Consider the following 14,978-nt stretch of genomic DNA (forward strand, 5'->3'; position numbering starts at 1 on the left):
CCGGTGCACGCCCGCCTGCCGATGCGGATCCTGGAAGGCATCGATCCTGCCGCGTTGCCATTGGCTGACCTGGTGGAGGCCGGTGAGCCGGTTGTACTGCGCGGCATCGCCAGCGGTTGGCCGCTGGTCCAGGCCGGACTGGGCGGGGTGCAGGACGCAATGGCGTACCTGTGCAGCGTCGATGCGGGTGCGCCCATCCAGTACTCGTTCGGCGGCCCCGAGATCGGGGGGCGCCCGTTCTACAGCGCGGACTTCACCCGGTTGAACTTCGAAGTGCGACGCGGCGTGCTGGCCCAGGTGCTGGAAGAGATCGCCACGACGCTGCATGCGCCTCGGCCGCCAACCTATTACGTGGCCTCGCTGCCGATCGAGCGGGCACTGCTGCCGGCATTCGCGCAGGCCAACGACGCCGGGCTGGCGAAGCAGGGCATCGACGCCACCGCCAGCATCTGGATCGGCAACCGGGTGACGGCCTCGTGCCATTTCGACACACCCGACAACCTCGCCTGCTGCGCGGTGGGGCGGCGTGAGTTCACCCTGTTCCCGCCCGCCCAGATCGACAACCTCTATCCGGGCCCGCTCGATCCCACGCCGGGCGGACAGGTCGTCAGCGTGGTGGACTTCGAGCGCCCCGACTTCGATCGGCATCCACGTTTCCGCGAGGCGCTGGCGCATGCACGCAGCGCGGTACTTGGACCCGGCGATGCGATCTTCATTCCCAGCATGTGGTGGCACCATGTACGCAGCCTGGAGCCGTTCAACGTGCTGGTGAACTACTGGTGGCGAAGCTCGCCGGCCTGGCTGGGGTCGCCGCTGGCGGCGCTGCAGCACGCGATGTGGTCCGTGCGCGACCTGCCAGCGCGTGAGAAGCAGGCCTGGGAAGGGCTCTTCCGTTACTACGTATTCGGCCCCGGCGAGCGCGCGGGGCAGCACCTGCCTGACGCCGCGCGCGGGGATCTGGCACCGTTCGACGAGCAGCGCGCCCGCCGCATGCGCGCGATGCTGCTGGGCAGGCTCAACCGTTGAGAGAGGGCACCGCGTTGGATACCGAAAGCACGCCTGCAGGGCGCATCCGCAAGGTGGTCATTGCCGGTGGCGGTACAGCGGGATGGCTGGCCGGCTGCGCGCTGGCGCATCAGTTCCGTGACCAGCTGCAGATCACGCTGGTCGAGTCCGAGCAGATCGGCACGGTCGGCGTCGGTGAGTCCACCGTGCCGCCGATCCGCACCTTTCATCGCTTCCTGCAGATTGACGAGCAGGAGTTCCTGCGCGCGGTGGCCGGCACCTTCAAGCTGTCGATCTCGTTCGAGAACTGGCGGCTGCCCGGGGATCGCTTCTTCCATCCGTTCGGCACCATCGGCCATGGCACCTGGGCGGCTCCCTTCCATCACTTCTGGCTGGACAGCCTGCGCCGCGGCATGCCCTCGGACCTGGGCGACTTCTGCCTGGAGAGCATCGCGTCGCGCGGCGACCGCTTCTCGCTGCACACCCAGCCGCAGGCCAGCTATGCGTATCACTTCGATGCCAGCCTGTATGCGCGGTTCCTGCGCGGCAGGGCCGAGGCCAACGGCCTGCGCCGGATCGAAGGCAGGATCGCCCAGGTCAGGCAGCACGCGCACGACGGCTCGGTTCAGGCGCTGGTACTGGACGACGGCCAGGTGATCGAGGGCGATCTGTTCATCGACTGCACGGGGTTCCGTGGCCTGCTGATCGAGCAGGCGCTGGGCACCGGCTACGAGGACTGGCACGAATGGCTTCCGTGCGACCGGGCCGTGGCGGTGCAGACCGAAGCGGTGGCGCCGCCGGTGCCCTATACCCGGGCGATCGCCCACGAGGCGGGGTGGCGCTGGCACATCGCGCTGCAGCACCGCGTTGGCTGTGGGCTGGTGTATGACAGCCGCCATCTGTCTGATGACGAGGCCGCCGCGAAACTGCTGCGCGATGCAGGGGCTCCACCTTTGCGCGACCCATGGAACGTGCCGTTCCGCAGCGGGCGCCGGCTGAAGGCCTGGAACAGGAACGTGGTGTCGCTCGGGCTGGCCAGCGGTTTCATCGAACCGCTGGAGTCGACCAGCATCCATCTGACGATCAGCGCGGTGGTGCGCCTGATCCAGTTGTTCCCGTTCGACGGCATCAGTGCGTCGCTGGTGCAGTTGTACAACGATGTCAGCCGCCAGGAAATGGAGCACGTGCGCGACTTCATCATCCTGCACTATCACGCAACGCAGCGCACCGAACCGATGTGGAAGGCGTGTCGCGAGATGAGCGTGCCCGGATCGCTGCAGCAGCGGTTGCAGGCGTGGCGCGAGCGTGCGCACGCCTGGCAGGACCCCGGCGAGCTGTTCCGCATCGAGTCCTGGACCAGCGTGCTGCTCGGGCAGGGCATTCCGCCAGGCCCGCCGCATCCGCTGGCGCGGGCAGTGAGCGACGCCGATCTGCGCACCCTGTTGAAGGGCATCCAGCAGCCGGTGCAGCAGGCCGCCGCGCAGATGCCGACCCAGGCGGAGTTCATCGCGCAGTACTGCAGGTCCGGCGTTGACGTGTGGCGTTCGACGGCAGCAAACGCATAGCAGGTTTTGCGTTGCAGCACGCTTTTTCTGCTGCAGCTGGTTACAGTGCGGGAACACCGCAGGCGATGACGCGTGCGGTGGCAACGAGGGGGCCGGACAGCACGCCCCCTTTTTGAGTCCACGGAATGTTAGCGCTACCTTTTTGTTGATCGGAGGCGGTTTCGATGGGTCTGGTTGCAGGAATCGATGCAGGGACGCAGAGCCTGAAGGTGCTGGTCTACGACCCGCAGGCGCAAGCGGTGGCCGCCGTCACCAGCGCGCCGCTCACGCTGGACAGCGGTGCCGACGGCAGCCGTGAACAGGCGCCTGCCGACTGGGTGTCGGCCCTGCGCGACTGCTTTGCCAGGATCGACCCCTCGCTGCGCGCTCGCATCGTCGCGCTGGCGGTATCGGGGCAGCAGCATGGGTTCGTGCCGGTTGATGATGCTGGCGAGGTACTGGCGCCGGCCAAGCTGTGGTGCGACACCAGCACCTCGGCCGAATGCATCCAGATCATGGACGCCGTGGGAGGATTCCAACGGACCATCGCGCTGGCGGGCAACCCGATCCTGGCCGGCTACACAGCGTCCAAGCTGCCCTGGACCCGGATCCACCGTGCCGACGCCTATGCGCGGCTGGCGACCATCCTGCTGCCACACGACTACCTGAATTTCGTGTTGACCGGGCAGCGGTTCTGCGAGCTTGGCGATGCGTCCGGAACCGGCTGGCTGGACGTGCGCACACGCACCTGGTCGCAGGAACTGCTGCGCGCCACCGATCCTGATCGTGATCTTGCCGCCTGCCTGCCGCCGATCGCCGAACCCGACGCCCTGTTTGATATCGCGCCGAAGGCCGCGGCCGCGCTCGGGCTTGCAGCGGCGGTGAAGGTGGCCGTTGGCGGCGGCGACAACATGATGGCCGCGATCGGCACTGGCTGCGTCACCGAAGGACGCCTGGCGATGAGCCTGGGAACGTCTGGAACGCTGTTCGCCTATTCCAGCGCGCCGGTGATCGACGCGGACGGCGCCTGGGCCGCGTTCTGCTCGTCCACGGGAGGATGGCTGCCGCTGATCTGCACCATGAACTGCACCGTGGCGACCGAACAGGTGGCCCGTGCCTTCGGCTTCAGCACTCGCGACGGCGATGCGCACCTGCGCGCGACGCCACCGGGAGCAGGCGGGCTGGTGATGCTGCCCTTCCTCAATGGCGAGCGTACGCCGGACCTGCCGCTCGGCAAGGGTGTGCTGGCCGGCCTGGACACCGCCAACTTCACTCCGGCGCACCTCTACCGCGCCGCCATGGAGGGCGCGACCTACAGCTTGAGGTACGGCTACGACGCCTTCGTCCGCGCGGGCATGCAGTTTGATCGCATCGTACTCACCGGCGGTGGCAGCAACAGCGCTGCCTGGCGTCAACTGGTGGCCGATGTGTTCGGCCTGCCCGTGGAGGTCCCGGTGCAGGCCGAAGGCGCGGCGTTTGGAGCGGCGCTACAGGCGCTGTGGTCGCTCGCCCGATCGCAGGGCAACGCCACTTCGATCAGCGACATCACCGCACGGCACGTCACCGTCGATCCCACGCTCTCCGCGCGCCCGGATCCGGACCGCAGCGATGCCTATGCACGGGCCTACGCACGCTTCCTCAGTCATCTTGATGCCATCACGCCGCTGCAGCGCGGCTGATGGCTCCTCCACGACACCCCGTACAACGACAGGAGCACGCACCATGAGCACGCAGCCCTTCATCGGCGCCAAGGAATACTTCCCCGGCATCGGCCGCATTCCGTTCGAGGGCAAGGGCTCGGACAATCCGCTTGCCTTCAAGGTCTACGATGCAAACCGGGTCATCGGTGGCAAGACCATGCAGGAGCATCTGCGCTTTGCCGTGTGCTACTGGCATACCTTCTGCAATGCCGGGCACGATCCGTTCGGCCCGGGTACCCGGCAGTTCCCGTGGGAGGCGGGCTCGCCGCTGGCCACGGCCGAAGCGAAAGTGGACGCGGCGTTCGAGTTCTTCACCAAGCTGGGCGTGCCGTACTGGTGCTTCCACGATATCGACCTGGCGCCGGATGCCGATGATATCGGCCAGTACCAGAAGAACCTCACGCACATGGTGGGCCTGGCCAAGGCGCGCCAGGAGGCCACCGGCGTCAAGCTGCTGTGGGGCACGGCCAACCTGTTCTCGCACCCGCGCTACATGAACGGTGCATCGACCAATCCCGATTTCGCCGTGGTGGCCCGCGCCGCGGTGCAGGTCAAGGCCGCCTTGGAGGCCACGGTCGAACTCGGTGGCGAGCACTACGTGTTCTGGGGCGGGCGCGAGGGCTATGCGTCGCTGGCCAATACGCAGATGAAGCGCGAGATCGAGCACTTCGCACGCTTCCTGACCATGGCCCGCGACTATGGCCGCAGCATCGGCCTGAAGGGCAACTTCCTGATCGAGCCCAAGCCGATGGAGCCGATGAAGCACCAGTACGACTTCGACAGTGCCACGGTGGTGGGCTTCCTGAAGGAACACGGGCTGGACAAGGACTTCAAGCTCAACATCGAGGCCAACCACGCCACGTTGTCCGGCCATACCTTCGAGCACGACCTGCAGGTCGCGTCCGATCATGGCCTGCTCGGCAGCATCGATGCCAACCGCGGCAACGCGCAGAACGGCTGGGACACCGACCAGTTCCCCAGCGATCTGTACGACACCGTGGGCGCGATGCTGGTCGTGCTGCGCCAGGGTGGGCTGGAGGGCGGGTTGAACTTCGATGCGAAGGTGCGCCGTGAGTCGACCGACCTGGAGGATCTGTTCATTGCCCACATTGGTGGCATGGACGCGTTCGCACGCGGCCTGGAGGTTGCCCATGCACTGCTGACCGAGTCGCCGTGGGAGCAATGGCGTGCGCAGCGCTACGCCAGCTTCGATTCCGGCGCCGGCCAGGATTTCGAGCGTGGCACGCTCAGCCTGCCGGACCTGGCGGCACTGGCCGCCCGCCTCGGCGAACCGCGCCAGGCCAGCGGCAAGCAGGAGCGTTACGAAAACCTGCTCAACCAGTACCTGCTGCGCTGAGCGCGGCAACGGCGCACTCAAGGGGACGGGGATGAACCAGGCAGCAGGCAGCGGTGAGAACACGCGGCTGATCGTACTGATCAGCGTGGTGGCGACGATTGGCGGTTTTCTGTTCGGCTTCGACAGCGGCGTGATCAACGGTACCCAGGATGGCCTGCACCAGGCGTTCCGGTCCGGTGAGTGGATGCAGGGGTTCGAGATCGCGTCGATGCTGCTGGGCTGTGCGGTGGGCGCGTTCAGTGCAGGCCGGCTGGCCGACCGCTTGGGCCGTCGCAACGTGCTGATCCTGTCGGCAGTGATGTTCCTGCTGTCGGCACTCGGTGCCGGGGCGGCGGTGTCGTCGGGCTGGTTCATTGCCGCGCGGGTGGTCGGTGGATTCGCGGTCGGCGCGGCCAGCGTGATCTCGCCGGCCTACATTGCCGAGGTCGCTCCGGCCCGCTATCGCGGCCGCCTGGCTACCGTGCAGCAGATCGCGATCATCACCGGCCTCACCGCTGCCTTCCTGTCCAACTACCTGCTGGCGGCCGCAGCGGGCGCGTCGACCGAACCGCTGTGGGGCGGGCAGGCCGCCTGGCGCTGGATGTTCTGGATGCAGGCCGCGCCATCGCTGCTGTTCCTGCTGCTGTTGCTGACCATTCCTGAGAGCCCGCGCTACCTGGTGGTGAAGCGGCGCAAGGACGATGCGCTGCGGGTGCTGACCCGGCTGCTGGGCAGCGACAAGGCCCGCGCCACGCTCGAGGAGATCGATGCCTCGTTGTCCAACGACCATCATCGCCCTCGACTGTCCGACCTGAAGAGCCGGGCGACAGGGCGGATCCGCCCGATTGTCTGGGTCGGCGTCGGGCTGGCCTGCTTCCAGCAGCTGGTCGGCATCAACGTGGTGTTCTATTACGGCGCCGTGCTGTGGCAGGCGGTCGGCTTTTCCGAAAACGACGCGCTGCTGATCAACGTGCTGTCCGGCGCGCTGAGCATCGGTGCCTGCGGGGTCACCGTGCTGCTGATTGACCGGATCGGCCGCAAACCCCTGCTGTGGTTCGGCTCGGCCGGGATGTCGCTGTCGCTTGCACTGGTGGTGGTGGCGTTTGCCAGCGGTTCGCTGGCCGACGGGCATCTGCAGCTGCCCGGCCGCATGGGCACGCTGGCACTGGTGGCGGCCAATGCCTATGTCGTGTTCTTCAATCTGTCCTGGGGACCGGTGATGTGGGTGATGCTGGGCGAGATGTTCCCGAACCAGATCCGCGGTTCGGCACTGGCAGTCGCCGGCGCGGCGCAGTGGACCTCCAACTTCGTGGTCACGGTGACGTTCCCGATGCTGCTGGCCGCGGCAGGGCTGGCGGCCACCTACGGCATCTACCTGGTGGCTGCCGTGATCTCGGTGATCTTCGTCGTCCGGCATGTGCACGAGACCAAGGGCAAGGAACTGGAGCAGATGGAAGGATGAGCACCATGACATCGCAGGCCTTGGTAATCCGCAGCGGCGCGCTGGTCGCCGCACTGATGCTGGGATTGCTCGGCTGCCGCGGCCAGGACCGGGCTGCCGCCGCCGCAGCCACCGACAATGATCCCTGGCCGAAGGTCGCCTGGCCGCTGGCCGCGGATCCGGCACTGGAGAAGCGCATCACCGACCTGATGGCCGGCATGACGGTGGAGGAAAAGGTCGGCCAGCTGGTGCAGGGCGACATCGCCAGCGTCACTCCAGATGATGTGCGCCGCTACCGGCTCGGCTCGATCCTGGCCGGAGGCAACTCCGATCCCGGCGGCCGCTATGACGCCTCGCCGGCCGAATGGCTGGCGCTGGCCGACGCGTTCTACGACGCCTCCATGGATACGTCCAAAGGCGGCAAGCCCATCCCTCTGCTGTTCGGCATCGATGCCGTGCACGGGCAGAGCAACATCATGGGTGCCACGTTGTTCCCGCACAACATCGGGCTGGGCGCCACGCGCAATCCGGAGCTGCTGCGGCAGATCGGTGGCATCACCGCGCTGGAGACCCGCGTCACCGGCATGGAGTGGACGTTCGCGCCGACCGTTGCGGTACCCCAGGATGATCGCTGGGGCCGAACCTACGAGGGCTACTCGGAATCGCCCGAGGTGGTGGCCAGCTACGCGGGCGCCATGGTGGAGGGATTGCAGGGCAGGGTGGGAACACCGGAGTTCCTCGATGGCCGCCATGTGATCGCGTCGGTGAAGCACTTCCTGGGCGATGGGGGCACCACTGACGGCAAGGACCAGGGCGACACCCGTATCAGCGAGTCAGATCTGGTGCGCATCCACGCGGCCGGATACCCGCCGGCAATCGCCGCCGGCGCGCAGACCGCAATGGCGTCGTTCAACAGCGTCAACGGTGAAAAGATGCATGGGCACCGGCATTACCTCACCGATGTGCTCAAGGGCCGCATGAACTTCGGTGGCTTCGTGGTGGGTGACTGGAATGGTCATGGACAGGTCAAGGGCTGCACCACCACAGACTGCCCGGCCACCATCATCGCGGGCCTGGACATGGCGATGGCTTCGGACAGCTGGAAGGGCTTCTACGAGACGACGCTGGCTGCGGTCAAGGACGGCCGGATCACGACGCAGCGGCTGGACGATGCAGTGCGCCGGATCCTGCGGGTCAAGTTCCGCCTTGGGCTGTTCGAGGCCGGCAGGCCATCCACGCGGGCCGTCGGCGGGCAGTTCGCACTGATCGGCGCGCCGGAACATCGCGCGGTCGCCCGGCAGGCCGTGCGCGAATCGCTGGTCCTGTTGAAAAACCAGGACCACGTCCTGCCGCTGTCTCCGAAGCAGCGGATCCTCGTGGCCGGCGACGGTGCCAACGATGTCGGCAAGCAGGCGGGCGGCTGGACGCTCAACTGGCAGGGCACCGGCACCACCCGCAAGGACTTCCCCAATGCGGACACGATCTACGAGGGCATCGCACGCCAGGCCAGCGCGGCCGGTGGTGAAGCCGTGCTTGCCGTTGACGGTCGCTATGCAGTGAAGCCCGATGTGGCGGTGGTGGTGTTTGGCGAAGACCCCTATGCCGAGTTCCAGGGAGACCGGCCGACGCTGGCCTACAAGCCCGGCAACGAAACGGACCTGGCGCTGCTCAAGCGGCTCAAGGCCGACGGCATACCGGTTGTTGCGGTTTTCCTGAGCGGGCGGCCGCTCTGGGTGAACCGGGAAATCAATGCCGCCGATGCTTTCGTGGCTGCGTGGCTGCCGGGTTCGGAAGGCGCCGGGATTGCCGATGTGCTGCTGCGCGGAAGCGATGGCCGCGTGCAGTACGATTTCAAGGGCAAGCTCAGTTTCAGCTGGCCGCGCACTGCCACCCAGTACGCCAACAACGTGGGCCAAAAGGACTGCGATCCATTGTTTGCGTTCGGCTTCGGCCTGACCTACGCCGACAACGGCGACCTGGCCGCGCTGCCGGAGGCATCGGGCGTGACCGGCAACGAGGGCGCGACGGGCGTGTTCTTCGCGCGCGGTGACGCGGGTCCTGGCATGGCGCTGCGGATCGAGGATGCTGCTGGCCAGGGCCTGACCGTGACCCGCGTGCCGGACGCATTGCCCGATGATCGGCTGAAGATCACCGGCGTGGATCATCTGGCGCAGGAGGATGGGCGACGTCTGGCCTGGTCGGGCAATGGCGAAGCCGGCGCGGCACTGCAGTCGCACACGGCGTTGGACCTGCGGCGTGAATCGAACGGCGACCTGATGCTGCTGACCACGCTGCGGGTCGACGTTGCGCCGCAGGGTGAGGTGTGGCTGTCGGTCGGTTGCGGCGTGGGCTGCTCGGCACGCATCGCCATCGGGCCATCGCTGGCGGCGCTTCCACAAGGCCAGTGGAAGCGCGTTGGCGTGCCGCTGAAGTGCCTGGCCACGGCGGGCGCCAAGCTGGACGCGATCGACCGACCGTGGTCAGTGGTGACGGACGATGCGATGACGATTTCCGTATCACGCGTCGCGCTGGGCGCACTGAACGAAGCCGAGGTCACCCTCGGATGCGGTCCATGATGCCTCCGCTACCGCTACCGCTACCGGGGCGGCGCGGCTACCGAACCGCGTGCGATCAGCCGATGCGGCATCACATGATCGCGCAGCACCGTTGCGTCCCCCGCCGGACGGCGGATGGTGCGCAGCAGGATGTCGACGGCCGCGTTGGCCATCGAGGCGATGGGCTGGTGGATCGTGGTCAGTTCCGGCCATACGGTGGTGGCGGCCGAGGTGTCATCGAAACCCACGACCGACAGGTCGCGCGGCACTTCCAGCCCGCGCCGATGCGCCACGGAGATGGCGGCGGCGCCCATGTCGTCGTTGCTGGCGAAAATCGCGGTCGGTGGCCGGCGCTGGGACAACAGCTTTTCGGCAGCAGCCAGGCCGGACCGGTAGGTGTAGTCACCGTGCTGGACCAGGCCGGGGTCCACCGCCAGCCCGGCCTCGCGCAGGGCGGTGACGAAGCCGTCGTAGCGGAGCGCACTGGCGCTCAGGTCATCGCGCCCTCGGATGAAGCCGATGCGGGTGTGTCCCTGCCGGAGCAGGTGCTCGGTCATTTCTCTGCCCGCACTGAAATCGTCGATGCGGACGCAGGACAGGGCTTCGCTCAGGCGACCCGATGCGATGGCCACCACTGGAATGCCAGCCTTGACCAGTTCGCTTACGGCGGCCTGCGATTCGCAGAGCGGCGGCGGCAGGATCACCCCGTCGACGCGTCCGGCGAGCGCGCGCGCCGCCCTGCGTTCGGATTCGGCATCCAGGTTGTCCCAATAGTCGATGACCAGCTGGATGGCGGAACTGGAGGCGACGCGCAGCAGGCCCACCAGCAGTTCGCGCAGGTAGGCGCCGCTGGGGTTGGTGTAGATCAGCGCAATGCGCGTGTGCTGTGCGGCGGCCAGCGAACTGGCGGCAAGATTGGGCGTATAGCCCAGCTCACGCACGGCGCGCAGCACGCGCTCGCGGGTGACGTCGCGCACCTTGCCCTGGTTGATCACCCGCGACACGGTCATCGGCGAAACGCCGGCAAGGGCCGCAACCTCGTCGATCGTCACGCCTGCGGTTCTGCGGCGAACCGATTTCTTCGGCTTGTCCAATGCACGATCCCTTTGTTCTTGGTGGCGCTGCCGCGGGGGTGCGAAGGACGATGATGCGCTGCCCCGGGCCCGGACGTAGTCTACAAAGGCGCATGTTAACGCCCTTGTTGCGTGCTGTCGGCACGCGCCTGTGGGCCGTGGTCGTGCTGCTGGCCTGTGCTGGCGTGGCGCGGGCGGAGGATGGCTACGGGCTGTGGATGCGCTACCAGCCGATTGCCGCAACGGTCGCTGCCGATTACCGGCGGCAATTGGCCGAAGTGGTGGCCCCGGATGGCACGCCGATGCAGCGCGCTACCCGCGACGAGCTTGCGCGCAGCCTCCCTGGATTGCTGGGAACGGCGCCGCCAATGCGAACGGCAATCAGTACTGACCATGCCCTGGTGCTGGGTACGCCGCAGTCTTCGGCGCTGGTCGCCGCGTTCGGCAACGAGGTTGCCACGATGGGCGACGAGGGCTTCCTGATCCGGCGGGTCCGGATCGAGGGGCGCGATGTACTGCTGGTGGCGGCACGCCGGGATGTCGGCGTGCTGTATGGCACGTTCCATCTGCTGCGCCTGTTGCAGCGTGGCATGCCGCTGCAGGGGCTGGACGTGCGGGAGTCGCCGCGGGTCGCACTGCGTGTGCTCGACCATTGGGACAACCTGGATCGTTACGTCGAGCGTGGCTATGCAGGCAGCTCCCTCTGGGACTGGCAGACGTTGCCGCAGTGGCGTGACCCGCGCTACACCGACTACGCCCGTGCCAACGCCTCGCTCGGCATCAACGGCACCGTCCTCAACAACGTCAACGCCAGTGCGCTGAGCCTGTCGCCGGCCTATCTGGCCAAAGCCGCCGCGCTGGCCGACCTGTTCCGCCCCTATGGCATCCGGGTCTACCTGAGCGCACGCTTCAGTGCGCCCATCGAGCTCGGCGGCCTGGCGACGGCTGACCCGTTGGATCCCGGCGTGCGGCGCTGGTGGCGCGACAAGGTCGATGAGATCCATGCGCGCATTCCGGATTTCGGCGGCTTCCTGGTCAAGGCGAACTCGGAGGGGCAACCCGGCCCGCAGGATTACGGTCGTTCCCATGCCGACGGCGCCAACCTGCTGGCCGACGCGCTGGCACCCTACAACGGCGTGGTGATGTGGCGGGCCTTCGTGTATTCGCACGAGGTTCCCGAAGATCGCGCCAAGCAGGCGTACAGCGAGTTTGTCGGGCTGGACGGTGCCTTCCGCCCCAACGTGATCGTGCAGGTGAAGAACGGCCCAATCGACTTCCAGCCGCGCGAGCCGTTCCATCCGCTGTTCGGCGCGATGCCACGCACGCCGCTGATGATGGAACTGCAGATCACCAAGGAATACCTGGGTTTTGCGACGCACCTGGTCTACCTGGGAACGCTCTACGAGGAAGTGCTGCAGGCCGACACCCATGCCCGCGGCGAGGGCTCCACGGTTGCCCGCGTGATCGATGGCTCGCTGGAAGGCCACGCACTGACCGGTATTGCCGGCGTCGCCAACATCGGCGTGGACCGCACCTGGAGTGGCTCGCACTTCGACCAGGCCAACTGGTACGCCTTCGGCCGGCTGGCCTGGAACCCGCAGCAATCCGCGCGCGCGATTGCCGAAGACTGGGCAGCGTTGACGTTCTCGCCCGACCCGCAGGTGACCGGCCCGATCGTGCGGATGATGATGGACTCGCGCGAGGCGGCAGTGGACTACATGACGCCGCTGGGCCTGCACCACCTGATGGCACGCGGCCATCACTACGGTCCCGGCCCCTGGGTGGACGGAGGCCCACGTGCGGACTGGACGTCGGTGTACTACCACCGCGCAGACAGCCAGGGCATCGGTTTTGACCGCAGCGCCGGCGGAAGCAACGCCGTGGGCCAGTACGCCCCGCAGGTCGCCGAGGTCTATGGCGACCCCGAGCGGGTGCCCGAGTCGCTGCTGCTGTGGTTCCATCATGTGCCGTGGGATCACCGCATGCGCTCGGGCAGGACGCTCTGGGATGAGCTGGTCGGGCGCTATTCGCGGGGTGTGCGCCAGGTGCGGTCGATGCAGGACACCTGGGCCGGCCTGCGCGACCGGATCGATCCGCAGCGGCATCGGCACGTTACTGCGTTCCTGCAGATCCAGCACGACGAAGCGCAATGGTGGCGTGACGCCAGCGTGGCGTACTTCCAGTCGCTCAGCGGACGGCCACTGCCCGCCGGCGAACGGCCACCGCCGCAGCCATTGTCGTACTACCAGGCGTTGCAGTTTCCGTTCGCACCGGGGGATGGCCGATGAGCAGGTTCGGAGCGGTCGGGTGTGTGCTGTTGATGATGGCTGCGGCAGTAGTGGCGATGCCGGCCGCGGCGCGGGAGACGACGGGACTGCTGCATCCGCTGTTCAGGGATCACGCCGTCCTGCAGCGTGACCGGCCCATTGCGGTCTGGGGGCACGCAAGCCCTGGGCAGCCGGTTTCCGTGACGTTTGCGGGGCAGGCGGTGAGCAGCCGGGCGGACGCCGCAGGCCGCTGGCAGGCGATGCTGTACCCGGTCGCCGCTGGCGGTCCCTACACGCTGGAGGTAAACGACGGAACGCGCCGGCAAACGGCGCGCGACGTGCTGGTCGGCGACGTGTGGCTGTGCTCGGGCCAGTCGAACATGGAACTGCCGGTGTGGCGCTCGCTCAACGCAGCCAGCGAGATTGCCGCAGCCACGATGCCACGGATCCGGCTGTTCACCGTGCCGCAGCACGCCGCCGTGCAGGCACAGGAGACCTTCAACGACAGCACTGCCTGGACATCGGCAACGCCTGATGCGGTGCGCGACTTCTCCGCCACCTGCTTCTACTTCGCGCGCGAACTGCAGCGCACGGTCGACGTGCCGATGGGGCTGATCGAGGCGGCGTGGGGTGGCTCGCGGATCGAGGCCTGGACCAGCGTTGGTGCACTGCGCGGGCAGGGCGGCCTGGATGAGGCACTCGATATCCTCGCGCGGTCTGCGCGTGATCCGCTGGAGGCACGCGCGGCCTGGGGCCGCTACTGGCAGCACTGGTGGGCCACACGCGAGGGCACGCTGCCCGGCGACGCCTCATGGCGCGCGGATGCCGATGACCGCGGATGGTCGCGCGCACCGGCCACACTGGGCGCATGGGAGCGGTGGAACGAGCCCGCACTTGCCGACTACAACGGCATGGTCTGGTATCGCACGCAGGTGATGCTGAGCGCTGAACAGGCCGCACGCGGCGCGACCCTGGAGCTGGCATCGGCCGACGAGGTGGACGTGACCTGGGTGAACGGGGTCGCCGTCGGCAGCCAGTACGGCGCCGGCGAGAGGCGCTACCCGTTGCCACATGGCCTGCTGAAGGCAGGATCCAACAGCATTGCGGTCAACGTGCTGGACACCTACGGCGAAGGCGGCCTGGCCGGTCCTTCAACGGCACACGGCCTGCAGTTCGATACCGGCGAGCGGGTGCCACTGCAGGGACCGTGGATGTATCGGGTTGCGCCGGGCCAACAGGCGCCGCCGTTTGCCCCCTGGCAGGCCGCCACCGGGCTGTCGACGCTGTACAACGGAATGATCGCGCCGCTCGGCGGTTTCGGGCTGCGCGGCATGCTGTGGTACCAAGGTGAATCGAACACCGGTGATGGCGCGGCATACGCGGCGCCGTTGCGTGCGCTGCGCGACGATTGGCGGCGTCAGTTCGGTGCACGCACGCCACTGCTGCTCGTGCAGCTGGCCAACTATGGCCAGCCGCCGGTTGCGCCTGCCGACAGCGGTTGGGCGCAGGTGCGCGAGGCGCAGCGGCGCGTCGCCGCCGAGGATGCGCGGAGCGGACTCGCCATTGCCATCGACATCGGCGATGCCTACGACATCCATCCGCCGAACAAGCAGGAGCTCGGGCGCCGCCTGGCGCGCGTGGCGCGCCATGTGGTGTACGGCGAGCAGGGCGTGGCACCGTCGGGCCCGCGAGCGGTCACCGCCGTGCGGACGCCCACGGGCGTCGCCATTGCGTTCGAGGATGTCGAAGGCGCGCTCACCGCGACCGGCGCACTGCGTCCGATCGGCTTTGAACTGTGCGAGGCCAGGGGCCATACGCGCCACTGCGAGTACGCCGATGCCGGACTGGATGCGCGCCGGATCCTGCTGCGCGGCCCGCTGTCCACGCGCGCAACGCATGTGCGCTACTGCTGGGCCGATGGCCCGGTGTGCACGCTGCGCGACCGCAGCGGGGCGCCGGCCGGCCCGTTCGAACTTCCCATTGCCGAAGCCGAGGCCCGACGATGATGACGTTGTCCAAGCAGTCCCCTCTGGCCCGCGACAGGGCCGGCCTGAGGT

Annotated in this window: 9 protein-coding genes; 8 read left to right on the forward strand and 1 reads right to left on the reverse strand. The window is 67.7% G+C overall.

The features are described from left to right. Window positions 1-3: 3 nt before the first annotated feature. From R5H29_RS19935 to R5H29_RS19960, 6 genes are all read left to right on the forward strand, one after another. Complete coding sequence (locus R5H29_RS19935) at window positions 4-1,026, forward strand: cupin-like domain-containing protein (protein WP_164143764.1); 1,023 nt, start codon at window positions 4-6, stop codon at window positions 1,024-1,026. A gap of 14 nt (window positions 1,027-1,040) precedes the next feature. Continuing rightward, the gene (locus R5H29_RS19940) at window positions 1,041-2,570 is read left to right on the forward strand and encodes a tryptophan halogenase family protein (protein ID WP_233654111.1); all 1,530 of its coding nucleotides are present in this window, start codon (window positions 1,041-1,043) and stop codon (window positions 2,568-2,570) included. Window positions 2,571-2,734: 164 nt separating this feature from the next. Further along, window positions 2,735-4,228, forward strand: coding sequence for a xylulokinase (xylB, locus tag R5H29_RS19945; protein ID WP_332329709.1), 1,494 nt, complete (start codon window positions 2,735-2,737; stop codon window positions 4,226-4,228). Between the two features lie 43 nt (window positions 4,229-4,271). Next, complete coding sequence (gene xylA, locus R5H29_RS19950) at window positions 4,272-5,606, forward strand: xylose isomerase (RefSeq protein WP_134729237.1); 1,335 nt, start codon at window positions 4,272-4,274, stop codon at window positions 5,604-5,606. A gap of 31 nt (window positions 5,607-5,637) precedes the next feature. Next, a complete protein-coding gene (locus R5H29_RS19955; RefSeq protein WP_332329710.1) occupies window positions 5,638-7,047 on the forward strand; it encodes a sugar porter family MFS transporter in 1,410 nt (469 codons plus the stop codon). Further along, window positions 7,044-9,602 (forward strand): exo 1,3/1,4-beta-D-glucan glucohydrolase, encoded by a 2,559-nt coding sequence (locus tag R5H29_RS19960; protein ID WP_332329711.1) that lies wholly within the window; start codon window positions 7,044-7,046, stop codon window positions 9,600-9,602. Before R5H29_RS19955 ends, R5H29_RS19960 begins: the two co-directional genes overlap by 4 nt. Before the next feature lie 20 nt (window positions 9,603-9,622). On the opposite strand, the gene R5H29_RS19965 is transcribed toward R5H29_RS19960, so the two are convergent. Continuing rightward, window positions 9,623-10,675 carry a LacI family DNA-binding transcriptional regulator gene (locus R5H29_RS19965; RefSeq protein ID WP_171953080.1) on the reverse strand — a complete coding sequence of 351 codons (1,053 nt, stop codon included), beginning with the start codon at window positions 10,673-10,675 and terminating at the stop codon, window positions 9,623-9,625. A gap of 92 nt (window positions 10,676-10,767) precedes the next feature. Between R5H29_RS19965 and R5H29_RS19970 the strand changes: the two genes are divergently transcribed. Both R5H29_RS19970 and R5H29_RS19975 read left to right on the forward strand, forming a co-directional pair. Beyond that, window positions 10,768-12,942, forward strand: a complete 2,175-nt coding sequence (locus R5H29_RS19970; protein WP_332329712.1) for an alpha-glucuronidase family glycosyl hydrolase — start codon at window positions 10,768-10,770, stop codon at window positions 12,940-12,942. Between the two features lie 32 nt (window positions 12,943-12,974). Further along, window positions 12,975-14,927, forward strand: a complete 1,953-nt coding sequence (locus R5H29_RS19975) for a sialate O-acetylesterase (protein ID WP_332329775.1) — start codon at window positions 12,975-12,977, stop codon at window positions 14,925-14,927. Window positions 14,928-14,978: the final 51 nt, after the last annotated feature.

It is taken from the genome of Stenotrophomonas sp. A3_2 (assembly GCF_036624925.1).
Taxonomy (GTDB): domain Bacteria; phylum Pseudomonadota; class Gammaproteobacteria; order Xanthomonadales; family Xanthomonadaceae; genus Stenotrophomonas; species Stenotrophomonas hibiscicola.